Genomic DNA, 25,540 nt, shown 5'->3' with positions numbered 1-25,540 from the left:
TTTATCGGTTGAGAAGGTCCTAGAAAGTTACCCGGATGTTAGCCCCCCAGGAACGTGTGGTGGGCGTGCCGCTATACTCGTATCCCTGCAGGTTGTCGTTACCGAAGTTGTTCGTTTCCGGGTCGATGTAGGTGTTTTCAGCCGGTGTCCAGAGCACCAGGTTACGGCCGGATACCCCTACTTCTATGTTGCCGAAAAAGGTCTTCTCGGTGATGGAGGCAGGCAGCTTATACGACAGGCTGACTTCGCGCAACTTGGTAAAGGAGGCATCGATGATGTTGGTGCCTTCGGGCAGGTTACCCCAATAGTCATACAGGTTGTCGTTGGTGAGCGGCGTGGTGTTCTCCACATACTCATCCGTTGACCCCACCTGCACCACTGAATTAGGAATGATGTAGGGCTGGCGGTCGTTGTAGAGTGTTTCGGGGGCGGTGCCGGCAAAACGCTGGGTGCCCCGTGTGCGGGAATACATCTTTCCTCCCTGCCTGGTATCAAACACAACGGAGAGCCGTGCGCCTTTGTAGGTGAAGGTGTTCACCAGGCCTCCTGTCCAGTCGTTCTGAATGCTGCCCTGGTAGGTTTGCTCCGGCGCTACGCGGGGCCTGCCGGTGGTGGGGTTCACCACAATGCGTCCCTGCGGGTCGCGCAGAATTGTTTCTGCCCGGAAGGTACCGTAGGGCATTCCCTCGGCAATTACCAGACCAGCCGAGTTTAGCCCACCCAACGAAACTTCAGAGCCGCCATACACATCCTCCACGTTGTTGTCGTTCTTTGTATAGTTCACGCTGATGTTCCAGGAGAAGTCGTTAGTCTCAATTGGGATGCCGCTCACCAACAGCTCCACCCCTTTGTTGCGTACAGTGGCGGCATTCAGGTTGGCAAAGCCAAAGCCGGTTGTATAGGAGATCGGCACGTTGATGATCTGGTCGGTAGACTTGGAGTTATAGTAGGCCGCATCGATGCGCAGGCGCTCAGTAAAAAAGCGAACGTCAGCGCCTATTTCCCAGGAGCTTGTATTTTCTGGCCGCAGCGTAGAGTTGCCAATGATATTGCTCACCTCAAAACCCGGCGTGCCGGCAAACGGGAAGTTCAGATCAGTGCCCTGAAAGCCGTCGCTGATGTTGCCGGATACAAATACAGAACGGGTATAGTATACGGGCGCATCGTTGCCCACATTCGCATAGTTCGCTCTCAGCTTAATAAAGTTAACAGGAGAGGCTTCAGCCAGCCCAAAAGCTTCGGCTGCATCAAACGCCAGGTTGACGGATGGATAAAAGAAACTGTTGTTTTGCTGCGGCAGGGTGGATGACCAGTCATTCCGGCCGGTAAGCTCCAGCCAGAGGTAATTCTTGTAGCCTAGCTTGGCCGAGCCATAAATGCCAACCAGTCGTCTTATGTTACGGAAGTTAGAAGCCAGCGGCGTGCCGACAATGTTACTCAGCGACCGGTACTCGTTATTAGCCAAGGCATCTGCCATCGCAAACAGGTCATCGAGCGATCGTTGGTTGATGTTGTTGCCCACCAGCGCCTCCAGGTTCAGGTCTTCGGTCAGGTCCTTGTTGTAAGAAACGATCAGGTCCGAGTTGAGCTCCCGGTAGTAGATCTGCTCTTCCGAATACATGCCGTTATCGTTCTGCGCCTCGTTCGGTCCTGCTGCATCGCGGATTGCGGCAAACTGCTCCCGCCTGTCGGTATAAAAGTCAGTACCAATGCGGTAGGTCACGTTCAGGTTATCATTTGCTTTATACCCCAGCGTTACGTTGCCAAACATGCGGTCAACGTTGTTTGTAAACGTCTGGTTTTTGATTGCCCAGTATGGGTTTACAGTATAAGGGGAGTAAAAGCCTTCTACATCATTAAACGGGTTGTCGATGTCTTCCAACTCCCGCACCGGAATGTCGCGTGGCGTTTGGATCAGCTGGTTGAACACGGAGTTCCCCTGCCCGGTAATGGCAAAGTCGCCGCCTGACTTGGTGTAGGTAATAGAAGCCGTAGAGGTAAATTTGTTGGACAGGTTTACCGAAGCTTTTAAAGCCAGAGAATTACGGTTATACTCCGTACTGGGCACTACGCCCGTCTGGTGGGTATTGGAATAAGAAGTATAGTACGTGGCTTTCTCTGTGCCGCCCGATACAGAAAGCGTATTGGTCCAGTTAGAGCCATAGTCGAAGAACTCTTTGATGTTGTCCGGAAGTGCTGCATACGGCTTCACCCGCTGTTGCCCATCCACCACACGGCCCCATGGTAGCAGCGCGCCTGTGAGGAGCGGCCCCCAACTGGTGTTCTCCCGCAAATCCGGTGCCCCAAAAAAGCCTTCGCCATAGCGGTTCTGGAACTCCGGATAGCGCAGCACGTCATCTATGGTATAAGACGACAGTAAACTGATCTCCGCTTTTTTGTTGGTGTTTCTTCCGGATTTGGTGGTAATCATAATCACGCCGTTTGCAGCCCGAGCGCCGTAAAGTGCCGCCGCTGCCGGCCCTTTCAGAATGTTCACCGACTCGATGTCATCCGGGTTGATGTCGTTGGCGCGGTTGCCCACGTCCACCCCGTTGTTCAGGTTATCGCTTTCACCAAAGGTGCCACTGTTAGACCCGAAACTGCCGTTATCCACGGGTATGCCGTCGATCACGAACAGGGCCTGGTTGCCTTGCGCAATAGATTTAGCACCCCGGATAACGATGCGGGAAGAGGAACCCGGGCCACCGCCCTGGCTCTGGATGTTGACCCCGGCCACTTTGCCCTGCAGCGCATTCAGCACACTGCGGTCACGGCCCTGGGTTATCTGCTCCGAGCCTACCTGTTGTGTGGCATAGCCTAAGGTTCGTTCTTCTTCCTGGCGGCCTAAGGCTGTTACCACCACTTCCTGCAACTGCTCGGCATTAATGCCAAGCGCTACATCTATGGTATTGGCATTGCCCACGGTGCGTGTTACGGTCGTATAGCCAATAAATCGAAATTCCAAGGTGTTGGCATCAGCCGGAAGTGTAATGGAGTATTCTCCGTTTACGCCGGTGGCGGTACCAACAGTTGTACCCGGCACCAGCACTGCAACGCCCGGAAGCGGCTGTCCGCTTGCTTGGTCTGTCACGGTTCCTGTTACAGTTTTACCTTGTGCCATTGCCTGATGCCACAGGCCAAGCAGAAGTATAAAACTTACTAGTAGTAGTTTCTTCATAATTTGTAGTAGTCGTTAAGTAGGACAGTAGCACGTATATGTCATAGCAGCGGGCGCAGGGGTACGGCCGTGCCTTTTCCATAAGCAAAACAGCATGCATCTTCTGTTCTGCTTCTTCGGAGATATAGCTGATAAACCCTCAATGGATCTATGTTAGGTCATTGAGTATAAAAGCGAAAAGGATAGCAATCAACTGACGCACCTGGGTCGGAGCATCCACTTAAAGAGGACAAGAAGGCGTTTTACAGGCAGTACAACGCGCACATACTACACTAAAAACTGTCACTTCCGTATTAGAAGGCACAATAATCTTATGCGCTGATGGTGCGAAACATACTTGTTGTCTCGCCCTTTAACTAAGCGGGTGATGCTTCAGCGCACGGTCTGGGTTTTGAAGTACTGCATGCTAAAATCATAAGGCCTTGTGATTCTAACAATGCAATTATACTGCAGTATAATGCTACCTTATACGATGGCAGTTTGGTTTCGGCTTTGCGCTGCATTGTCTAAATTCACTTGTATTGATATAAAGCTAGATTCTCCCGATAAACTGGCTTCTGATGTCGATAAAAAAGATGTCGGCACAACCGAAAAACAAAAAGAGGCGCTCTAAGAAGCGCCTCTTTTTGTAAACTGCACATGGTCAGCCTTATGCCTGCATCAGGAAGGCTTTGATATACTCATCCAGGTCGCCGTCCAGCACGTTCTGCACATCGGTGCGCTCCACGCCGGTCCGGATATCTTTGATAAGCTTGTAAGGGTGCAGCACATAATTGCGGATCTGCGAACCAAAGTCGATACGCTTTTTAGTGCTTTCAATGCGGTCACGCTCTTCGTTGCGCTTCTCGATCTCGATCTGGTAGAGGCGGGAGCGCAACATACGCAGGGCATGCTCTTTGTTCATGAGCTGCGAGCGCTCGATCTGGCACTCGATCACAATGCCCGACGGCTTGTGCTTTAGCCGCACCGCCGTTTCTACCTTGTTCACGTTCTGGCCACCGGCACCACCCGACCGGAACGTATCCCATTCAATATCAGCAGGGTTTACTTCAATGTTGATGGTGTCATCTACCACCGGATAGGCAAATACAGAGGCAAACGAAGTATGGCGCCGCCCACCGGAGTCAAATGGCGAGATGCGCACCAGGCGGTGCACGCCGATCTCGGACTTCAGGTAGCCATAGGCAAACTCCCCCGTAATCTCCAGCGTGGCCGATTTGATGCCGGCGCCTTCACCGGGCTGGTAGTTAACCTGCCGTACGCTAAACTGATGCTGCTCGGCCCACATCAGGTACATGCGCATCAGCATTTCAGCCCAGTCCTGGCTTTCAGTACCGCCTGCGCCGGGGTTTATTTCGATAATGGCACTCAGCTGGTCTTCCTCGCCGCTCAGCATACGCTTAAACTCCAGCCCTTCCACGGCCTCTACGGCTTTGTTAAACTCCTGCTGAATGTCCTCTTCCGACACGTCGCCTTCTTTATAAAAGTCGAACAGCACCTCAAAGTCCGACACGGCTTTCTCTACCTCTTCGTAGTGGTCTGTCCATACTTTCACCGACTTCATCTCTTTCAGAACCTTCTCCGCTTCTTTCGGATCATCCCAGAAATCAGCAGCTGTAGTTTGCTGCTCGGTTTCCTTTACCTGTTCTATTCGGGCATCGTAGTCAAAGATACCTCCTCAAGGCCTCTACTCTGGCCTTTAACTCTTTTAGTTGCTCTGTTGTCATGCGTAGGTTATACTTGATTTATAAAAGAGAAGCTGCTGACGTAAAAACACAGGGTTTATACGTCAGCAGCTTATACTTGCTTCTACCTGGCTTTACAGGCTTATTCTATAGATCCAACCGTGCGGGTCTTCAGCCTGGCCGGTTCTGATCTTATCCAGCTCTGCTCCGATGTGGGTTGATACCTTGCGGTCTTCCACTGCAGGCAATTCGTAATCAGTGCCGTCGAAGTGGATTACCGCGATCTGCGCGATGGTAGCGGCTGTGCCGACACCAAAAGCTTCCTGCAGTTTACCTGACTTCTGAGCTTCCATTACTTCCTCTACCGCCACCCGGCGCTCCTCTACCTCATAGCCCAGGTCACGGGCCAGCTGCAGCACGCTTTTGCGGGTAACGCCATCCAGAATGGTGGTGCTCACAGCCGGTGTAATGATCTTGCCGTCGATCACGAACATCACGTTCATGGTGCCAGCCTCCTCGATATACTTGTGCTCTTTGGCATCGGTCCAGATCAACTGGTGGAAGCCACGCTCCTGCATTTGCTTGGCCGGCATCATGGCGGCGCCATAGTTGCCCGCTGTTTTTGCAAAACCGGTTCCGCCTTCTGCTGCCCGCGCGTACGTTGGCTCGATTGCGGCTCTTACCGGATGGCTGTAATAAGCGCCTACCGGGCAGGTAAAGATGATAAAGCGATACGTTGCCGATGGCCGGACCCCGATAAAATCATCGGTAGCAAACATGAACGGACGCAGGTACAGCGCGCTACCCGGCAGCGATGGCACCCAGTCGGCATCCAGGCGCAGGAGTTGCTCCAGGCCTTGCATAAACATGTCTTCCGGTATGGCAGGCATGCACATGCGCTCAGCCGATTTGTTCATGCGCTGCAGGTTGTCCAGCGGGCGAAACAGCAGAATATCATCATTCGTTGTGTCGCGGTAAGCTTTCATCCCTTCGAAGATCGCCTGCCCGTAGTGTAATGCTGATGTGGCCGGGCTCACCGACATGTTGCCGTAGGGCTGTATCTGCGGCGTCTGCCAGGCACCGTCTTTGTAATCGATCACCAGCATGTGATCGGCAAACGTTTTGCCAAACTCAACCTTTGCAAAGTCTACCTCTGCAAGGCGCGAATGCTCGGTACGCTTGGTAGGTATAGATAATATATCTGATGTCATAGTAAGTTTATGTTATTTCTGATAAATCAAATGCGCGGTTTCCAGGTCACTTCTTCAGCGCCTAGTTCCTCCGTCATTTTACGGCAAAGAGCAAACAGATAGTCAGACAATCTGTTTAAATAGGTTATCACCAGGCTCTCCACCTCCGATACTTCCTGCAAGCGGATGGCCAGGCGCTCGGCGCGGCGGCACACGCAACGTGCTATATGGCAGAAAGATACTGCCGGATGGCCGCCGGGCAGCACAAACGCACGCAGCGGCGGCACTGCAGCCGTCATCACATCAATCTCCTGCTCCAGCAGGGCCACATCTTCTTCGTGCAGGTCTGGCGTTTTCATTTTTGATTTTTCCGCATCAGTGGCCAGTAAAGCGCCGATGGTAAAAAGGCGGTCCTGTATCTCTTTTAAGATAAGGCTGCGGCCCTTGTTCACTTCCTGGTCGCGCACCAACCCCATATACGAGTTGAGTTCATCTACCGTACCATAAGCTTCGATGCGCAGGTGCGATTTAGCCACACGCGTACCACCTATAAGGGAGGTAGTGCCTTTATCGCCTGTTTTCGTGTATAGTTTCATTAATGTTGCGCCGCCTGTAGTTTAGCAGCTGTCACAATATCTTCATTCAACACATCAGACTCCACCAGACCGTCCCGTAGCCTAACGATGCGGTGTGCATAGCGGGCAATGTCTTCTTCGTGCGTTACCATAATGATGGTGTTGCCTTTGGAGTGCAGGTTCTCAAACAATTCCATGATCTCGTAAGAGGTTTTGGTGTCGAGGTTACCGGTTGGTTCGTCAGCAAGTATAATACTAGGATCGTTGATAAGGGCGCGGGCAATGGCCACACGCTGCCGCTGGCCACCCGACAACTCGTTAGGCTTGTGCATGCCACGAGTGCCGAGGCCAACGCTCTCCAAGGCGCGTTGTGCCCGTTCCTGGCGCTGGCTTTTACTATAGCCTGCATAGATCAGGGGCAGCGCGACGTTATCAAGGGAGCTCTGCCGCGGCAGCAGGTTGAATGTCTGGAACACGAAACCGATTTCCTTGTTGCGCACCTCCGCCAATTCGTTATCGGTCATGTTGCTGACATCCTTGCCATTCAGGATATACTGTCCGTCGGTGGGCGTATCCAAACAGCCGATGATGTTCATGAAGGTTGACTTGCCGGAACCGGATGGCCCCATAAAAGCAACATACTCGCCTTTTTTGATGGTAATGGACACCGACTGCAGCGCATTGATAGTTTCGCTACCCATGCGGTAAATCTTGGAGATATCGTGTGTCTCGATAATGATGCTCATACTGCCTGCATTTAGAGTTGCCAGTTGTCGGCGCGTGCCGCTAAATCCTCCCGCTGCTTTTCATATTTCTTTATAAATGTACTGTATTCTGTGGCAGGAAGCAAATTTTGCAACGTTGTCAGCGCCTGCTCGGCATAGCTTGAAAGGCCCTGGTTGAGGCTCTCCAGCGCGTACGCTTTGTATAGTTCCGCAGCATAGGGGTTATACGTAATGCCGCTCAGCAGAATGTCGTAGCTCTGCTCCTGCTTTGGCTGGTATTTCTTGAAGAATTTTGCCGCAGCCAGTACCACATCCTCCCTGTACAACAGCATCTTCAGCGCCTGCTGGTACCGTTCTGCCGCTTCCCTGTTCCGGCCTTTTACCTCGGCTACCCTGGCTTTGAAGTATAAATTCAGGCGTTTGTCCCGGTCAGTCAGGTAAAGGTTGTTCATACGGTTCAGCAGCACATCATACTCGCCTGTATTAAGCCATAGCTTCAGTTGCTGCACATTCAGGGCGGAGCGCAGCTCGCCTTCCGGCTGCAACTGGGCGCCCGTTTCCTTAATCGCCATATAGGCCTGCCGCCAAAGCTGCTGGTCCATCAGGTACTCCACCCGTGCTACCAAAGCCCTGCGCTTCATCTCCTTTTCCCCAATGGCCTGCACCAGCGTATCTACCTGCGTTAGCCGCAGTTGCGGCAGGTAGGTGAGCAGGTACTGCACTTTATCTTTGTCGGAGCCCTGCGCCAGCACTGTGGGCACATCCATGCGCAGCACGGCAGCCAGTGCATGGGCCGTGTTCACCGCCTCGGGGTCATCTGTATACGCCACTTCCTCCAGCGCAGCTACTGCCGCCTCGGGCTGATGCGCCAGCGCCAGCGCATACCCCTGGGAGAGGTAAGCGGGCGTAAATCCTTTGTCTTTGGCCTCCTTAAAATAAGCTGCCGCAGCCCGGTAGTTCTGCTCTTCCAGCATCCAGAGGCCCAGCGCATTGCTATAGTAGGCGCTCCGTTCCCCATACTGCAGGGCCAGGTTCTCCAGTATGCTGCGGGCTTCTCGCGGCCTGCCGTTGTAGTGCTGCACCAGCCCTTTCAGGTAGAGCAGGTCTTCATAAAACATTTGGTTTCCGGGTGCCTGCAGGTAACTGTTAATGCCTTTCAGGCGGGTTGTATCGCCCTTGTCCAGCGTACTTATAGTCTGATTGTAAAAGAGCGTCATGTCCTCCACTTCTTTCAGCGAGTCAGGTTGAAAGACCTCCTTCTCCTGCAGGTCCATGCCGAGTAGCTGCCGCAGGGCGGCCATGTTGCTGCGCAAAGGTTTATAGTGGCCTTTGCGACTTTCCTCCAGCACAACTTTGGCTGGCTCCAGCATGGCTTGCCGGGTATAAAAGGCCAGGCGATTACTGCGGATGTAGTCCGGGTCAGCGCTATACTTCTGTGCCATGTCGAAGTAATACTCGGTGCTGTCCAGCACGTTGGTTTGCATATATAGCAGCGCCAGGTTGTTGTACAGCTCACTGCTTTTCGGAAACTTCTCTACCCCCTCGCGCAGCACGTACAGCTTTTCGAAGAAATACTGCTTCTGGTCGTAGAGGTTTGCCAGGCGCACGTACAGCTTGGGGTTTGGCCGTTTTTCCAGAGCTTCCTGGATCCGCAGAATTTCGTTGTTACGCTCCTGCTGCTGGCGGTAGAGCCCTGCCAGGCTATAGTTGGCCTTTACGTTATTGGCATCATACACGTCGCTCTCCTCATAAAAGCGCTCTGCCAGAATATCGTTGCCGGACGTGCGGTATAGATCGCCGAGATAGTTGTAGTAGCCCGCCTTCGCAAAGAAGTAGACCCGGTATTGCGCCCGCACCACCAATATGGCGCAAACAATAAAACTCATCAGGAAAAACGTAAACAGCGAGAACCGCTGCGGCTGATACACAACCTTGTATACCTGCAGGCGCTCCTCCAGCAGCTTGCTGAAGTTAATGAGTACATACAGCAGAAAGCCCAGTCCAAACGCCAGGTGTGTGTACTCGATAATGTCGCGGTACATGATGACGAGCGGATCATTGGCGGTGGCAAACGCATACCCGATGCTCAGAAAACTCAGGATGGCAAACACCAGGTACAACACCGCGCCGGTGGGCCGGAAGAGAAACAGCGATTTATAGTAAGCTTCGCGCTGCCGCATCCCCCAGAACCCGGCAATGGCAGAGAGCAGGAGAATAATGTAGCCGTTCAGGTAAAACAGGTCGGCCTGGATGTAGCCCAGTTGGCGCAGGTACAACAGCACGAGGTTCAGCAGGTACAATCCGCTGATGAGCATGAACTGCCACAGGCTGAAGCGCCTTGCAGGTGTTTTACCCTGTGTATTGATCCAGAGCAGTACGTTTATGTTTTCGTAAGATACCCAGATGATGAAAAGCACCGTAGCCACCAGCAACCCAATGCTGCTGTAGTTAACCAGGTGCAGCGTGATGAGCCGGGCCGGGAACTGCGCTTCGCCATAGATCAGCAAGACCAGCAACAGCACAACGCCAGCCATGGCCAGTACGCGCCAGCCAAACCGCACCTGCTGCCAGAAAGCCTGAAAGCCATAGCTGACTGATGCCAGCAGGATAATACTGAACAGCAGCATGCCCTGCCCACCATTGCCAAAAACCTCCAGCAAGTCGAAGTTGCAGGTAGCCAGGAAGAGCATCAGCAGCAGGATACCGCCAAAATAGCCCAGCTGTTTCATGGTGCTGATCGCGGCAGTATAAAAAGCAATGCTAACCGCTACTATGCCCAGCAGCAGTGCGGCAGCGAGCGTATTTACAAAGGGCTGCGCCACATCATACTGCTCCAGCAGCAGGTAGCCATCGGCTGAGAGGGTGAAGTTTTGCAGCAGGTGGTTACTCTCGTGCACCGGCAGCGGCACCACCTGCAGGTCAGTGATCTTGTCCCAGGCAAACGTCAGATTATCGCCGGTCAGGTAGTGGTACACGCCCAGCAGGAGCGACAAAACAGCCAGCAGCAGTAAAAAAAGATAGGGATACCTGCTGTTTGCATCCCAGTTACTCCAGAATTTTATTTTTTGCATGTGCGGGTATACAGCCTATTCCAGCACTTTTGGTACCCTGAAATAGTCAGAGTCTTTGCGGGGCGCATTCAACAGCGCCTCCTCATGCGACACGGAGTTGCGGGCCACATCATCGCGCAGCACGTTCACCTCTTCCGACATATGCGTAAGCGGCTGCACCTGTTCGGTATCCAGTTCGCGCAGCTTATCCACCCAGTTCAGGATCTTGTTCAGGTCCTGCAGCATCTCCTGCTCTTTCTCCTCGTTAAATTCCAGCCTGGCTAAATGCGCTATTTTGCGGATGGTTTGAATATCTGTTGACATGCGTTGTCTTGTTATGTTTTGTTAGTTCTGTTTGGATAATATGAAAGACCTGCTCCTTCAGCAAAGGCAGATCGTTTAAAGTCATGCCTGTTGTTTGTACCGGCTCATGAATGATGATCTTGAGCGGGTGCCAGCGTATTTTTAGCTTTCCTTCCAGATCCGGCATGAACTTCTGGTTGTAGGGCATGGTAACCGGCACCACCGGCAGCTGCTTTTCAATCGCAATACGGAAAGGCCCGTCTTTAAACTCCAGCAGCTGCTCGCCGGCAGTTTTAGGGATCGTACCTTCCGGAAAAATAGCCAGGTTGCGCCCCTGCTCCAGCGTTTTAATGGACTTCAGGTAGCTTTTGGCACTGCTCAAGGCACTCTTGCGATCTACGGTAATGTATAACTTATCATAGATCTTACCCCAAAGCGGCACTTTGGCCAGCGAGCTTTTGCCTACAAAGTTAAGAAATCCGGGAATGGCATGCAGCATCATCGGAATATCGAGGTAAGAGCTGTGGTTGGGCGTAAAAATATACCGCTGCTTCGGGTCAAAACGCATGCGCCACTCTACTCTTATCGGTGCCAGAAACATGTGCAGAAAGATGGTAGACCATGCTCTGTTAAAGTTATGCACATGCTTGTACCACTTTTGTTTCCGTATCAGCAGGGCCTGCGCCGGGTACGCTGCTACAAAAGGCACCACAAACCAGGTAACGCACCAGGTGGTATACACGCGATGATACAGATATTTCAGGGCCTTCATGTAGTCAAATGTAAGAAGTTTCCGCTAGTTATCAATTAATCCGGCTGCTTGTACAACGTTGAAAGAAGGGGCTTCCGCATAGCGTAGGCGCAATTTTATACTTGTGGGCGTGTTGCTATTGCCTGTCCAGTATAAATGCCGCTTTTAGTATGCCGGCTACGCTGATAGCGTCCGTAATCTCGTTATGCATAGCCATGCGTACAGCCTCGGCAAAAGGTACCCGTTTAATGTGCAGTTGCTCTGTTTCTTCAAATGCTGTTTCGCCTGCAGTTAGTTCCTGCGCCAGAAAAACAAAGCCTTCTTCGTCGGTCACCGAGTTGGAAGTATGCAGGCGGCAGATATTCGTCCATTTGGCAGCCGTAAAGCCGGTCTCCTCCTGCAGCTCGCGTTTGGCCGATTCCAGAATATCGTTCTCTACCAGGCCGCCGCCCATCGGTATTTCCCAGCTATACTCGTTCAGCGGGTAGCGGTACTGGCCCACCAGGTAAGTATAACCTTCATCGTCGATCGGGATGATGCCAATGGCTTTATTCTTCATACTCACCACGCCGTAAATGCCTTCGCCGCCACTGGGGTTTAGCACCTGGTCTTCGCGTACTTTTATCCAGGGGTTCTGGTAGATGTGTTTGGTGGCAAGGGTGGTCCAGGGGTTATGCGTTTCGTCGATCATAGCGCTTGTTCTGTTTGGGGCAAAGATAAGAAATCGCCTTTTTGTTTAAGCCTTTATAATGCAACAGGTATACAGCAGAAGGCCTGGGCTGTTTATACTTGCTCCTGCGGCTTTTGCAGTTCCTTATACTTGCCAGCACTTAATTTCCACAAGTTTACCGGCTGCTCAAAGTTGATCCAGCCGGGCGTGGTGGTATAGCTTTTCACAAACGAAAACCCGGCCTTTTCCAGCGTTTTGTTAGGTGCCGGATTTAAGGCATAAGGCTCGCAATAGAGTGTCTGCAGCTGCAGGTTACGGAAAAAGTAGGGCAGCGACAGGTTGATGAACGCAGCCCCATAGCCTAATTTCCGCACGTCAGCATGCCAGAGGTGCAGGTGCATGTAGGCCTCTTCGCCGAAAATGATCTTGTTAACGTTGGAGTGACCTACCGGCTGGTCCTCCAGCAGCCAGATAAGGCAGTAGGATTTCTTCTCCGCAAGCGGTGCCCGGATTTGTTCTGTCAGCATAGTCTCCCATTCTGGCCGCGCCGGCATTTTAGATACCTCTACGCCCATCGCTTCTAAATAGGCCGTGTCAGCTTGTAGCCAATAGTCTGCAACAAGTGCTATATCGCTGTTCTGTATTTCTCTAACGGATAGTCTGCGCTGGCTCATACTTAATACCTTGTTTTAATTGGCTCGCAGCAAAGTGGCTGCGCCCGAATGTAAGTTACGCACCGGGTGGCACATCTGAAACACAAGGCAGTTGCATTTTCGGAGTAGCTGCTGCACGCGCTTGTGTTGCCGGTTGCGCACTATAATCCGGACCGGACGTTAGGAATTAACCTCTAGCATTGTATATCTTTATACATGTGATTGCTTTACCTGCTCGCTGTTGAAAGATCATCCTTATGCTTTATAAAAGAACGTTAACTTTATTACTGTGCCTGTGCAGCTTAGCAGCCAGCGCTCAAAGCTGGAATAAAAAGAAAGCCGCTGTCGTGCTGACGTATGACGACGCCCTAAATGTGGACCTGGACAACGTGGTTCCAGCGCTGGATTCCTCGCATCTGAAAGGCACTTTCTTTCTAATTGCCTCTTCGCCGGCTTTTACCAAGCGCCTGGACGAGTGGCGCAAAGTGGCGTCCAACGGACACGAACTGGCTAACCACTCCCTTTTTCATCCCTGCAACGGCAGCCTTCCGGGCCGCAGCTTCGTTACTCCGGATTATGACCTTGCCAGTTACTCGCCCCGCCGGATACAGGATGAGATCAGGATGACGAATGCCGCGCTGCAGGCCGTAGATGGCCAGAAAGATCATACGTTTGCTTACCCCTGCGGCGACACAACTGTTGATGGGGTAGCATACATTGATGGCGTAAAAGGCGATCTTGTGGCCGCTCGCGGGGTACAACCCGAACTGGTGCCCGCCAACAAACCTGTAGACCTCTACAACGTGGGCAGCTACATGATCAATGGGCAGACGGGAGACGAGTTGATCGCGCTGGTGAAGCAGGCCGAGAAGACCCACAGCATGATTGTGTTCCTGTTTCATGGGGTTGGGGGCGAACACTCCCTGAACGTATCACTGGCAGCACACCGCCAGCTGCTCCATTATTTAAAAGCCCACGACAAGGAAATTTGGAATCCTACCTTTATTGAAGCAGCCAAGTATATAAAAGCAAAAGGGCTGGCGAAAGGCACAAATCAATAGGGTAAGTATACCTATAATCTTTATGAAAATCCCTACAGAAGCTTATGAAGAAGTTTCGCTGCTGTAGCCGTATCCTTTCATCAAGCACGGCATAAGCTCAGAAACTGCCGAGCGCTTTTATACCTGGTAAGTAGTATAAAGGAGTAGCCAAACAGCCGCTACTTCCCGAGGCAATCGTCAAAGGCGAGCGCCGGATTTTTAGCTTATTTGATCTCTGAGAAAGGAATATCCAGGATGGGATACGCTTTCCAATCCTTGTAATCGAAGTGCCACCACTCGTTGGAGAGAACCGTAAATCCCTGGGCTGCCATTGTGCGGCGCAGCAGGTCGCGCAGTTGGCGCTGTTCGGCGGTGCCACCAGTGTAGTTACTATACGAGCGTTCGCTCATCTCATCGTAAGCGCCCGTCATTTGCACCTCCCGGCCTGTTGCCAGCTCGTATAGGCTCAGGTCTACGGCACAGCCCCGGTTGTGGCGGGAGCCTTTTTTGGGGTTGGCCACAAACTGTCGGTCTTTCGGAGGCGTTACATCCCAGAACAGCTTGGTTACCCGCCAGGGCCGGTAACCGTCGAACACCAGCAAGCCATAGCCCAGCGGTTTCAGTTCCTGGTTTACGCGCACCAGCGCCTCAGCAGCCGGGCGCTGCAGAAAAGCCCTTGCCTCAGTATAAACAGGGCGGCCGGCCAGGTTATTAGCCGTAGCATAGCGGATATCGAGCTTCAGGGTGCTGTCCAGCTTTACCAGTTCCACTAAGTCAGGCTGCTTAAAGTTGCCCGCTTCCTGCGGCGGCTTCATGCCACAACTTCCGGACACGAGCAGCGTCAGCAGCAGCAGAAAACAACGGGTAAAGTATAAACAGGTTTGCATCGGAAGGAGTTGGTTTAGGTTGATAACACAGGTATTGCCTCACCAGGTATGCCGGTAATGCTTTTTTGCATGCAAATACTGTTTTCTACCTCCTTGTATTGCCCATAGTTGGGAATAAGGCGGTAGCCGCTTTTGGTATAAAGCCGGATGGCTTCGTACTGCTTCTTCCCTGTTTCTAACAGCACCGTATGAAAGCCCAGTTCGGCCGCCCATACTTCCAGTTCCTGCAGTACAATACCTGCAATGCCCTGCCCCCGATGTGTTGGCCGCACATACATGCGCTTCACTTCTGCTATACCTTCAGCATATGCCTTGAAGGCACCACAGCCTACCGCAAGCTGATCCTGGTAGGCCACAACGACATTGCGGATCTTGTCAATTTTGTTGAACTGCGCATAAAATGCGTGCTCCTCCCCGTCTCTCTCGCGCAGGTCCGCATCCAGCAAATGGACCAGTTCCACAAAGTCGTGGTTCCCGGAGTCAGTCCGGATAAGTGCTGTCATACTTGCAAGTTCCTCATCTTAATTAGCAACGTGAAAGTTGAGGTCCGCATCGTTCTTTTTTTGTTTAAAGTGAGTAAATCGATAAGATCTATATTCATTCAAGATAATCCAGAAGTCGATACCAAAACCACCAATCACAATGAAGTGAATGAGTAGTGCGCCTTTATTAAAACTTTTAGCTGAGTTTTTAAAAATTCAATTACCCTTCGTATCAGAAGAATGATCCCAGTAACTAACATAATAAGACCAATCAATTGATGAACACCAGGGGCATGAATATATTCCCAACCAAAGATTAGATAGGCTGCCTATGCTATTGCGAATCCAATAGCATAATATGCTACTGCTCTCAGACCCCCTTTTATAGATTCTTTTTCCAATTCGTACTTGTTATTACCGCCAACGTTACTCGTGCAGCCGAAGCCCGTAGCGTAGCGAGGGTTAGTGCTGAACTTTGTTGGGCAATGTTATTTTTCCCAAGGTTTATTATAATGGTTCCAGTCGCTCCACTTGCTTTTCAAGGCTTCCAAAAGCTTTGCTCCTGCGATTGTAATTGTATTCTCGTGTGAAAGATAAATCACCCATTCAGCGTTAGAATTGGTATAAAACATTTCAACTCCGCCATATTCATCTATATCAGAGACTGGAATTACTTTATCTTCTTCTATTTCACTTATTTCGTAAACATTACCTGTTTCTATCTCTGCTATTACTTCCTTCAGTTTTTCCAGCCCGAATGCAGATTGGAATTCATCGTACTCAAAGTAGTCAACAGTCTCCGATGCTTTCTCTCCGTTCAGAGGCGTCCATAAACCTTCTGCGCCCCATCTTTCTATTAGCTGTTTTCTTATTTCTGCATTCTTCATCTATAATCGTAATATTGCCCAACGTGCTGGTATATGAGGTGAGCAAGGCGTAGCCGCAGCTTTACTCATGTGCTTTGTTATGCTTTCTTTGTTTTAATTGGCTACAACAAACCAAGGAATGTAAAGATAACCCTTCATAAAGTAGATATTGACCAAATCGTCACTCTCAAGTTGCTCATATAATTCTTTTGAAACCGATACTTCTTCTATATCCTTTTGTACCCCCCAAGGAGTTAGTTCAAGGTAGTATGTAGTTGACTTGCCAGAACTTATTCTTTTACTCAAAACCTTGGCATTGAATACTACAGGCTCTGAATTATCATTTATGCAATTCACTGTTATTATTGAACCGTAGCTGTAGGCAAAAAGAATGGAAGCAATCACTAAAACTGAAAAATAGTCTACAGCTTTCTTAAATTTAAATTCTTTGTTACCAACCATCAGCACCATAATCATTGTGAAAGCTATTACCGCTGAAGGCATCCAAACATTATTGTGGCTAAAAATATTATAGTCCAATAAAGCTCTTACACAAAGTCCCATACTTGGAGCGAGTACAGCCCAGAGTATCGAAGGATAGGCACTGTCTTTTCTCTCGTCAATTCGGATAAGCCCCGACGATAATTTCATTGCAACAATTACGACTATCGGAACCGTAATTGATGCCATTATTGCAAGTTCATAGGGATCTGGCCAAAAGAATGTCCAAGCACCAATTAAGCCACCTGCCCAGTTAAGTACTTTAGCTGTCTTACGAGCTTTATACAGTTTCTCTTCTCTCTGTTCAATTGTCCAACCAAGCTCTTCATTGCCTAATATTTCCTGTTCTTCTTGCTCTGCATGAAGTAAGTCCAAGTCTGGATAGTATGATGACAGCCATTCCACTATCTCATCTGTCTTGCCAAGGTAAGTGCTGATACTAATTTTCTTTTTGCCTGCGATACTGGATTCAATATAAATATAGTTGTCATCTATTCTATACCCCTTTATTTCATCAAACCTTAATTGTTTGCGTGAAAAGGCACCCGCTGCATATACTTTGTCGCTGTCAATGACAAACTTCCACTTTATGGTTTCAATTAACCCATATCCCATTAAACCAATCATTCCAATGGACAATGGAACAAGAAACCAGTACGCATTGGTTAGAGCACCATCAGTATTCTCATGCACGATAGGTTCAACTAAGAGCCAAGCGAAAAGTAAAATGAGTAAAGGGGCAGTTACGTAAATTAAAATTGCCCAACCCTTTGCAGTTCTATATTCTCTCATTTATATGGCTTCTTTACAATGAAGCATAACTACTTGCTAACAGGAGTACTACTCCTGTTAGCTGCACTATGTATGGAGCCGATTACCTGCTTACAAAGCCCCTAGTTTGATCTCCTCTACCACGGCTGGGTCCAGTAGAGTGGAGGTGTCGCCAAGGTTGGATGTGTCGCCTTCAGCTATTTTCCGCAGAATACGGCGCATGATCTTGCCGGAGCGCGTTTTAGGAAGGCCGCTTACCAACTGTATTTTGTCGGGGCGGGCAATCTTGCCGATCATCTCCACTACCGTCTCCACGATCTCGGCACGCAGCCAGTCTTCATGCTCCGGCTGATCGCGCAGGATCACAAAGGCATAAATGCCCTGCCCTTTTACCTCGTGCGGGTAACCCACCACTGCCGACTCGATCACATGCTCGTTGTGGTTGATGGCTTCTTCTATCTCAGCCGTGCCGAAGCGGTGCCCGGATACGTTAATCACGTCGTCTACGCGGCCAATAATGCGGTAAAGGCCATTCTCGTCGCGCTTGGCTCCATCACCGGTAAAGTATAACCCTTTGTAAGTTGAAAAGTAGCTCAGGCGGCAGCGTTCATGGTCGCCATAGGTGGTGCGGATAATGCCGGGCCACGGAAACTTCATACATAAGTAGCCTTCCACGCCGTTTTCCTTGATCTCGTTGCCATCACCATCTACCAGCAGCGGCTGCACACCCGGCAGCGGCAGGCCGGCATGACTCGGCTTCATGGGCGTTACCCCGGCCAGTGTCGAAATCATGATGCCGCCCGTTTCGGTTTGCCACCAGGTATCTACCAACGGGCTCCTGTTTTTACCCACGTGGGTATGATACCAATGCCAGGCTTCCTCGTTGATCGGCTCGCCTACCGAGCCAAGCACCCGCAGCGAATCTAAGCTGTAAGACAGCACATCCTCAATATCGCCGCCCATCAGGGCACGGATCGCAGTTGGGGCTGTGTAGAAAATCGTAACACCGAACTTATCCACTACCTGCCAGAAACGCCCGTTGTCGGGGTAACTCGGCACGCCCTCAAACATGACTGTGGTAGCGCCGGCCAGCAAGGGGCCGTACACCAGGTAAGTATGGCCGGTTATCCAGCCAATATCAGCGGTACACCAGTAAACATCGCTCTCTTCGTACTGAAAAACGTTGCTGAAGCTATACTGCGCATACACCATATAGCCGCCGCAGGTGTGCACCACGCCTTTGGGCTTGCCCGTAGAGCCAGAAGTATACAGCACAAATAACATGTCTTCGGCATCCATCTCCTCGGCAGGACACTCTTTGCTGACGCCCTGCACTTCGTCGTGAAACCATACATCGCGGCCCTCCACCATGTTCACGGCCCAGCCCAGGCGCTCTACCACAATCACTTTCTGCACCGAAGTGCAATGCTCCAGGGCCTCGTCTACCACCCGCTTTACCGGAATCTGCTTGGCGCCGCGGTTCAGGCCGTCGGAGGTAAGCACCATGCTGCACTGCGCATCGTTGATGCGATCAGCCATAGCCGAAGCAGAGAAACCGGCAAACACCACCGAGTGGATAGCCCCGATGCGGGCGCAGGCCAGCACTGCCACCGCCAGTTCCGGAATCATGGGCATGTAGATGCAGATGCGGTCTCCTTTTTTGGCCCCGTTGTTCTTGAGCACGTTGGCAAACTGGCACACCTTCTCGTGCAGCTCTTTATAGGTATAGCGCACAAATTTCTCTTTCGGATCGTTGGGCTCCCAAATCAAAGCCAGCTTATTGCCGCGGGTTTTCAGGTGGCGGTCCAGGCAGTTTTCGGTGATGTTGAGCTTACCGCCCTGAAACCACTTTACATCCGGCTCTTCAAAGTTCCATTCCAGCACCTTATCCCATTTTTTTCGCCAGGTAAAGCTGTTGGCAATATCTGCCCAAAAGCCTTCCGGGTTTTCTACGCTGCGGTTGTAGGCCTGCTGGTACTCTTCGAAGGTTTTAACTTGCGGTATGCTCATAGTTTGAGATAAGTTTTAGGGTTATGGCGATAGAACAATAAGCCGCTCCGGACATAAGCAGGAGCGGCTACTGCCCTATAAGGTACGTGTTCTGGTTGATTTAATCAAACACCGGCTTTCAGGATATTTGCCAGCGGCAGGCGCCTGTTTACGCTTTCATATCCCGCACCGACACCAGCACCTCGTGGTAGCTGTCGGTGTGCTGCAGGAAGTTTGCCACCTTACGGGCTACTTCTTCGGGCGAAGCCAGTTCGTTGTTGGCTTTGTAGTCGCGGAACTTTTCTACGGTGCTGAAGCGGCTGGCGTCGCTCCCGCGGATGTGCTCCTGCATGGCCGTATCCACCACGCCGGGCGAAAGGGCGTATACTTTTACGCCGGTGCCACGCTTGTTCTGCTCCAGTTGTATGGTTTGCGAGAGCATATCGATCGCGGCCTTGGAAGCGCAGTAACTAGCCCAGCCATCAATAGGGTATTTGCCGGCCCCGGAGCTCACATTCACAATCACCTTGCTGGCCGGGTGCTGCCCGTATACTTGCAGAAAGGTGTTCATCAGCATAGCGGGCACCACCACGTTCACATCAAACACAAACCCGAAGCGCTCGTTGGGCATTTCTTCCCCCACATACCCAATATCGCCCAGCACACCGGCATTGTTGATCAGCACCAGTTGCTGTGCCTCGGGGTAAGGCAGAAACAACTTCTGCAGGTTATGCTCCACCGCCTGTATATCAGATAAGTCCAGGGGCTGGTGCCGGTAATTTGGATCCGTAATGCTACAGGTGCGCGACACGCCTACTACCTGGTTGTTGCTGTCTTGCAGCAGTTCTTCAGCAAAAGCTTTGCCGATGCCTTTGCTAGCGCCGGTGATGATGTAGAGATTCATAGTTGTAAGTATAAATGATGTTTAGAGGTACGGATCGGGCAGGAAGCTTATCGTAAGATGCACCTAAAGCGAACGTATGAAACTCCTGCCAAACAAAAAAGCCGCTGCTACTGCACAGGCAGCAACAACGGCTTTTTTGTTTGCAAATGAGTTTTGCGGTTATTTTACTCCTCTGCTTTAAGCGAAGTTATCCACCTGCCTATAGGCCTGAATTAGGGCCAGTTCGCCTTCTTTTCCTTTGCCTGCCATGCCGTGCTCCATGCCCAGCACGCCTTTATACCCTTTTTCATGCAAAAACTTGAAGATGTTCTTAAAGTTGATCTCCCCGGTAGTGGGCTCGTTTCGACCGGGATTATCGCCGATCTGGATATACGCGATCTCATCCCAGTTCCTGTCCATATTTGCGATCAGGTTGCCTTCGTTGCGCTGCATGTGGTAAATATCGAACAACAGTTTACAGTTGGGGCTGTTTACCGCTTTGCAGATGGTATACGTCTGGTCGGAATTGCGGAGGAAGAGATCGGGCGTGTCGCTTAGCGGCTCCAGCACCATGGTAATGCCATGTGGCGCCAATATTTCCACGCCGCGTCGCAGCGCTTCGATCACGTTCCCTGTTTGGATGCCTACTGGCAGCTTTCGTTCGAAGTCGCCGGGCACCACCGTTACCCATTTGGCATTAACGCGTTTGGCCACGTCAACGGCACGTTTGCATCCGTCCAGGAAGATGTCTACGTATTCGGGTTTGCCTGCTGCCAGCGAGTTCTGCGCATTCCCTCCTTTATCGAGCACAAAAACCCCCATTGTCATGCCGAGGCGCGTGAGCTCCTTGCCAATCTTTTCCTGCTCACTAACAGGGCGGCCCATCATGCCATTGTCTTCTATGGCGCGGAAGCCCTGCTCATACATGAACTGCAGTTGCTTGATCAGGTCATCGCCGGCCAAACTATTGAACATGCCGAAATGAGGTGCATAGTTCAAGGAAAAGGGCTTGCCTGCTTTTGGTTTGGCAGAACAGGTATTGGCAAACGCAGAAGCCCCACTTGAAAGGGCTATGCCGGCCAGCAGGCTGGTTTTTAAAAAGTCGCTTCTTCGCATACGTAAAGGGCTCTTAAGCTGGCAGCGGCGGCAGCGAAACTGCCGCCGCTGCCAGCTTGGGTTATACTTCGATAAAAAAATTACCTGTTATAGGCGCACTGCTTATACATCGCAGATCAGCACACTTTCCTTCAGCGATGCCAGCGGATTATTTTTAGGTATAAACTCCTGTGCCACATACCCTTTAAAGCCTGTATCTACAATTGCCCGCATAATGGCCGGGTAGTATAGCTCCTGGGTATTATCGATCTCATTGCGGCCCGGCACGCCGCCGGTGTGGTAGTGCGAAATGTACGGGTGATTTTCCTGTATCGTCCGGATCACGTCCCCTTCCATAATCTGCATGTGGTAAATGTCGTAGAGCAGCTTGAATCGGTCAGAGCCCACCATCTTCACCAGTTCCACACCCCAGGGCGTGTGGTCGCACATGTAGTCTTTGTGGTTCACCTTGCTGTTGAGCAGCTCCATCGACAGCGTCACTTTGTGCTTCTCGGCGGTGCTCATCAGGCGCTTCAGGCCTTTGGCGCAGTTCTCCATCCCCTGCTGGTCGTCCATGCCGCGGCGGTTGCCCGAGAAGCAGATCAGGTTGTTGAGCCCGGCATTAGCTACCTTCGGGATCATGGCTTCGTAGCGCGACACCAGTTCATCGTGGTACTGCGGGTCATTAAATCCTTCCGTCAGGCTTTTCTCGGCACCCCAGGCCATCGCGCAGGTCAGGCCATACTTCTTCAGCGTCGGCCAGTCGTCGGGGCCCAGCAGCTCAATAGAAGTCAGGCCCATGCCTTTGCCTGCTTTACACAGGTCTTCCAGCGAAATATCATTATAGCACCATTTACATACCGAGTGGTTGATACGGCCTTTCAGCTTTTCTTCTTTTGTGCCTGCGGCCCGCAAGGGCTCAGGCAGCAACATGCCTGCGGCCAATACAGCCGCACCACCTGCCATGTTCTTCAGCACCTTGCGGCGATCATATTGATTTCCCATTTTGCGTTTTTAAAGGATTGCAAAAATCTTTTCCTGTGTACCAACTTACTTGCTGGCCACAGGTTTACCTTCCGGTTTTTTGAGCGCGTAGAGATACTCCACTAAGTCCACCAGATCCTGCTCTGACATACTCTGCTGCAGGTTAGACGGCATGATAGAACCTTCCATTTCCGTTTTAGAAGCTATCTGCGATTTCTCATAGCGGTTCTTCATTCCTCCGGGGCTCACCAGTTCAATGGCATCTTCTGTTTCGCTGGCAATAATACCGGCCACCTGGCTTCCGTCCTTCAGTTTTACGACATAGCCTTCATACCCAAAGCTGATGCCTGCGTCCGGGTGAAGTATGGACACATAGATGGCGTCCTTGGTAAGCTTGCTGCCGATCTGTGTCAGTGCCGGGCCAAAGTTGGTACCCTCATTCCCCACGCGGTGGCACACGCTACAGGTTTGCAGAAACACCTGCTTGCCCTTGAGCGGCGTGCCAGTACGCATGGCCAGCTCGCTAATTGGAGGCAGCGGTTTACCATTGGTAGCGTTGGCACCGCCAAGGTATTTCAGCGCCTCGTCGCGGATGCCGGTGCGCATGGCTCCGGCCAGTGTCACCGAGGCGGCTGGCTTCAGTTCCTCCGGAAGCTTGCCTTCTTTTACCACATTCATCAGGCGTTCCTCGCCGCCCCAGCCTGTTCCCAGCGCCTTTACCGCCACTTTCCGAACGCCCATATCGCCGGATTTGTCCATCACCACAGACTGGATCAGGTCCATTGATTCGTTGCTGCCTACGCGGCTCAAGGCTCGTAGCACAGCCGATGTTTGGGCGTCATTATTGCTGCGGATAGTTTTCTTCAGCAAGCCCTCTCCGCCGGTATTCAGCAGCAACCGTGCCGACTCTACACCCAGACTGCTGTCGGGGTAAGCCAGCGTCAGGTGCAGCAGCTCTTCGTTCTGGTCTTTCAGCTTGTAGCGGCTTACCAGGTCCACGAACTGTTGCGTGCCTTTCAGCTGCGCCAAGGTGCGGGTCAGCGCCGCTTTTGCCTTTGGCGAACTTTCCAGCGTAGCCGGGCTGATGTGGTTCAGGGCCAGTTGCGACACCTCTGCCTTGTGCGGCCCCTGGTCGTCGAGCAGAGTTAAGAGGGTTTTGGCTTTGGCAGGATCATCAATAAAATCAAACGCCCTGAAATACTTGGCCCGGTCTCCGGATGAGGTGTTGGCATCGGTGATGTTGTGCGCCAGGTAGGGCAGCGCCTGTCCGGTGCGGGAGCGCCAGACAATGTCCTGGCTGGCCTTGTCACCCAGCTTGTCTCCTACCTTTTGGCGGTAAGCAGTAAAGTAGCTGTCCCACTGCTCGTCGGCACCAATACCGAGCGCCTCCAGGTACCAGCGGTCTTTGCCATCATACTGCTGCGCCAGCGTGGCCCAGAGCGCCGGCGCCTCCGCCGATTTATTGTGCCGCAGGGCAATGGCGGCCTCGCGGCGCACCTGCGGACTCGGGTCCTTCACCACTTCCTTCACATACGGGATGATGTCATCAGCCTCCTCGCGGGCAATGCGCAAGCCTGTAATGCGGATATCGGAATTTTTATCCTGCAGCGCCTGCTCGATGTAAGTATGGCTTTTGCCGTCGATCTTGGCCAGCAGCCACAGCGCCCTGGCCCGCATCCGCTCGTTATCCGATTTCCAAAGTTTTTGCAGCGCCGGCTCGGCTTTGGTGCCCCATTCGTGCAGCTTCTGCCAGGCCAGGTAGCGTGTGGCTAGGTTCGGGTTCTGCAGCGCCTCCACGGCTCCTTCCGGCGAGCTGAGGTCCAGCTTCGGTGTTTTGTAAGGCGTGTCGGGCGGGGCGATGCGGTAAATGCGGCCGCGGTTCATGTCGGCCATCTGGTGGCCACCTACACCCGGATCATACCAGTCAGCCACAAAAATAGAGCCGTCCGGGGCAACGCTCAGGTCCGAAGGGCGGAACCACTGGTCGCGCACGCCCTCTACCAGTGGCACAATCTTCGCCTTGTAGCCGGCCCCGTCTTTGGTGACAGGGTAGGAGCGCACCACGTTGGGGCCCGCATCGGTGTGGATCATCTGGTTGCGGTATACTTCCGGCAGCAGCTTGCCCTCATATACCACCATACCCGTTGGCGAGCCGGCCCCGGTCTGGAGCAAGTTCGGGATGGATCCGGGGTCGTTCTGGTGCCAGTGCTGCAGCGGTATCTCCTTTTCCATGTTGGTGCGGTGGGCGCGCCAGCCGGCACCGGTCATCTCGTCGGTATAGCCATAGTTGCCATACTGCATCACATAGTTGATGCGCACACCCTGGTTGCCGTCGTCATCGTTATCCGACTGCCACAACGTGCCGTAGGAGTCAACTGCCGCCTCATAGTTGTTTCGGAAGTTGTGGGCCAGCACCTCCAGGTCGGTTCCATCGGGGTTCACCCGGAATACCATGCCCTGGCGATACGGCTTGCCGCTGTTGTTTACTTCTTTGCCGTCTTTGTCGATGATGGGTTTGCCGTTGCGGTCCATGATCTGCTTGCCTTCGTTGCCGAAGTTAAAGTATAACTTGCCGTCCGGACCAAAGGTAAAGGAGTGGATGGCATGGTCGTGCTGCTCACCGCCTAAGCCTGAGAAGAGCACCTCTTTTTTGTCCGCCACATCATCTCCGTTCGTGTCCGTGAACAGGAACACGTTCGGGCTGCTGGACACGATTACTTTGTTGCCCAGCACGGCTACGCCCAGGGCCGCGTTCACGTCGGTGCCCTGGTAAAACACTTTAGCGGTGTCGGCGTGGCCATCCTGGTCCAGGTCTTCCAGAATCAGGATACGGTCGCCTTCTTTGCGCTGCGGATTACTGGGATTAAGCTCCGGCCGGTAGTTGTAGGCTTCGCATACCCACACCCGCCCTTTGGCGTCTACGTCCATGTTGGTCGGGTTTCCCATCATCGGCTCCGAGGCAAAGAGTTTCACCTCCAGCCCGTCGGCTGCCTCTAGCCCTAGCACGGCGTTCTCCGGAAGGCGCTTCTGCTCTTCCGATAACTTACTATACAGTTCATCGCGGTCTGCCTTGGTTTGCGTGGGCGTTTTTTTTTGCTGCATCTCATGGCACGAGGCCAAAACCAGCGCGCTCATTAAAAAGGCAGCAGGAAGTATGTTCTTCTTCATGAGAATTAAATTTCGTTTCTAGATGTGATGTTCTTTCGCCAGTATAGCCTCAAACGACGGGGCGAAAAACCTGCGCGACCTGTGCTTTCAATCG

21 protein-coding genes are annotated in these 25,540 nt (G+C 52.1%); 2 read left to right on the top strand and 19 right to left on the bottom strand.

What is annotated here, in order from left to right; all coding sequences use genetic code 11:
- Positions 1–19 precede the first annotated feature (19 nt).
- Complete coding sequence (locus ABDW72_RS07740; protein WP_347157956.1) at positions 20–3,178, bottom strand: SusC/RagA family TonB-linked outer membrane protein; 3,159 nt, start codon at positions 3,176–3,178, stop codon at positions 20–22.
- Between the two features lie 472 nt (positions 3,179–3,650).
- Between ABDW72_RS07740 and ABDW72_RS07735 the strand changes: the two genes are divergently transcribed.
- Positions 3,651–3,791: a hypothetical protein gene (locus ABDW72_RS07735; protein WP_347157955.1), complete on the top strand. Its 141-nt coding sequence runs from the start codon at positions 3,651–3,653 to the stop codon at positions 3,789–3,791.
- A 36-nt stretch (positions 3,792–3,827) separates the two neighbouring features.
- On the opposite strand, the gene prfB is transcribed toward ABDW72_RS07735, so the two are convergent.
- The 9 genes from prfB to ABDW72_RS07690 all read right to left on the bottom strand — a co-directional run bounded on the left by prfB (position 3,828) and on the right by ABDW72_RS07690 (position 12,801).
- A protein-coding gene (gene prfB / locus ABDW72_RS07730) for a peptide chain release factor 2 (RefSeq protein WP_347157953.1) occupies positions 3,828–4,905 on the bottom strand; the annotation gives its coding sequence in 2 pieces (ribosomal slippage) (positions 3,828–4,844 and positions 4,846–4,905; 1,077 coding nt in all).
- A gap of 92 nt (positions 4,906–4,997) precedes the next feature.
- Entirely contained in the window at positions 4,998–6,074 is a 1,077-nt protein-coding gene (locus ABDW72_RS07725) for a branched-chain amino acid aminotransferase (RefSeq protein WP_347157951.1), read from the bottom strand.
- A gap of 26 nt (positions 6,075–6,100) precedes the next feature.
- Positions 6,101–6,649 (bottom strand): cob(I)yrinic acid a,c-diamide adenosyltransferase, encoded by a 549-nt coding sequence (locus ABDW72_RS07720; protein WP_347157950.1) that lies wholly within the window; start codon positions 6,647–6,649, stop codon positions 6,101–6,103.
- Positions 6,649–7,374 (bottom strand): ABC transporter ATP-binding protein, encoded by a 726-nt coding sequence (locus tag ABDW72_RS07715; protein WP_347157949.1) that lies wholly within the window; start codon positions 7,372–7,374, stop codon positions 6,649–6,651. The genes ABDW72_RS07720 and ABDW72_RS07715 overlap by 1 nt, the downstream gene beginning before the upstream one ends.
- Positions 7,375–7,385: 11 nt before the next feature.
- Positions 7,386–10,424 (bottom strand): tetratricopeptide repeat protein, encoded by a 3,039-nt coding sequence (locus tag ABDW72_RS07710; RefSeq protein ID WP_347157947.1) that lies wholly within the window; start codon positions 10,422–10,424, stop codon positions 7,386–7,388.
- A gap of 15 nt (positions 10,425–10,439) precedes the next feature.
- Positions 10,440–10,727, bottom strand: a complete 288-nt coding sequence (gene gatC / locus ABDW72_RS07705; RefSeq protein ID WP_347157945.1) for an Asp-tRNA(Asn)/Glu-tRNA(Gln) amidotransferase subunit GatC — start codon at positions 10,725–10,727, stop codon at positions 10,440–10,442.
- The gene (locus ABDW72_RS07700) at positions 10,669–11,478 is read right to left on the bottom strand and encodes a lysophospholipid acyltransferase family protein (RefSeq protein ID WP_347157944.1); all 810 of its coding nucleotides are present in this window, start codon (positions 11,476–11,478) and stop codon (positions 10,669–10,671) included. The genes gatC and ABDW72_RS07700 overlap by 59 nt, the downstream gene beginning before the upstream one ends.
- A gap of 115 nt (positions 11,479–11,593) precedes the next feature.
- On the bottom strand, positions 11,594–12,148 hold the full coding sequence (locus ABDW72_RS07695) for an NUDIX domain-containing protein (protein ID WP_347157943.1): 555 nt from the start codon (positions 12,146–12,148) through the stop codon (positions 11,594–11,596).
- A gap of 92 nt (positions 12,149–12,240) precedes the next feature.
- Entirely contained in the window at positions 12,241–12,801 is a 561-nt protein-coding gene (locus ABDW72_RS07690) for a GNAT family N-acetyltransferase (protein ID WP_347157941.1), read from the bottom strand.
- Positions 12,802–13,037: 236 nt separating this feature from the next.
- On the opposite strand from ABDW72_RS07690, the gene ABDW72_RS07685 reads away from it, so the two are divergent.
- Entirely contained in the window at positions 13,038–13,841 is an 804-nt protein-coding gene (locus ABDW72_RS07685) for a polysaccharide deacetylase family protein (protein ID WP_347157940.1), read from the top strand.
- Between the two features lie 203 nt (positions 13,842–14,044).
- Here the strand turns inward: ABDW72_RS07685 and ABDW72_RS07680 are convergent, their stop codons facing one another.
- The 9 genes from ABDW72_RS07680 to ABDW72_RS07640 form a co-directional block, all read right to left on the bottom strand.
- A complete protein-coding gene (locus tag ABDW72_RS07680; RefSeq protein ID WP_347157939.1) occupies positions 14,045–14,707 on the bottom strand; it encodes a M15 family metallopeptidase in 663 nt (220 codons plus the stop codon).
- A gap of 14 nt (positions 14,708–14,721) precedes the next feature.
- On the bottom strand, positions 14,722–15,210 hold the full coding sequence (locus tag ABDW72_RS07675; RefSeq protein WP_347157937.1) for a GNAT family N-acetyltransferase: 489 nt from the start codon (positions 15,208–15,210) through the stop codon (positions 14,722–14,724).
- Positions 15,211–15,677: 467 nt separating this feature from the next.
- Complete coding sequence (locus ABDW72_RS07670; protein ID WP_347157936.1) at positions 15,678–16,076, bottom strand: hypothetical protein; 399 nt, start codon at positions 16,074–16,076, stop codon at positions 15,678–15,680.
- Positions 16,077–16,169: 93 nt separating this feature from the next.
- The gene (locus tag ABDW72_RS07665) at positions 16,170–17,348 is read right to left on the bottom strand and encodes a hypothetical protein (RefSeq protein ID WP_347157934.1); all 1,179 of its coding nucleotides are present in this window, start codon (positions 17,346–17,348) and stop codon (positions 16,170–16,172) included.
- 90 nt (positions 17,349–17,438) lie between these two features.
- On the bottom strand, positions 17,439–19,337 hold the full coding sequence (gene acs / locus ABDW72_RS07660) for an acetate--CoA ligase (protein ID WP_347157933.1): 1,899 nt from the start codon (positions 19,335–19,337) through the stop codon (positions 17,439–17,441).
- A gap of 148 nt (positions 19,338–19,485) precedes the next feature.
- On the bottom strand, positions 19,486–20,220 hold the full coding sequence (locus ABDW72_RS07655) for an SDR family NAD(P)-dependent oxidoreductase (protein ID WP_347157931.1): 735 nt from the start codon (positions 20,218–20,220) through the stop codon (positions 19,486–19,488).
- Between the two features lie 177 nt (positions 20,221–20,397).
- On the bottom strand, positions 20,398–21,315 hold the full coding sequence (locus ABDW72_RS07650; protein ID WP_347157930.1) for a hydroxypyruvate isomerase family protein: 918 nt from the start codon (positions 21,313–21,315) through the stop codon (positions 20,398–20,400).
- A gap of 102 nt (positions 21,316–21,417) precedes the next feature.
- Positions 21,418–22,299, bottom strand: coding sequence for a hydroxypyruvate isomerase family protein (locus ABDW72_RS07645; protein ID WP_430438149.1), 882 nt, complete (start codon positions 22,297–22,299; stop codon positions 21,418–21,420).
- Between the two features lie 45 nt (positions 22,300–22,344).
- On the bottom strand, positions 22,345–25,446 hold the full coding sequence (locus tag ABDW72_RS07640) for a PVC-type heme-binding CxxCH protein (RefSeq protein ID WP_347157929.1): 3,102 nt from the start codon (positions 25,444–25,446) through the stop codon (positions 22,345–22,347).
- Between the last annotated feature and the right edge of the window lie 94 nt (positions 25,447–25,540).

The organism is Pontibacter chitinilyticus (genome assembly GCF_039748935.1).
Taxonomy (GTDB): domain Bacteria; phylum Bacteroidota; class Bacteroidia; order Cytophagales; family Hymenobacteraceae; genus Pontibacter; species Pontibacter chitinilyticus.
The sequence above is the reverse complement of the archived record's forward strand: the minus strand, read 5'-3'. Positions and strand labels throughout refer to the sequence as shown.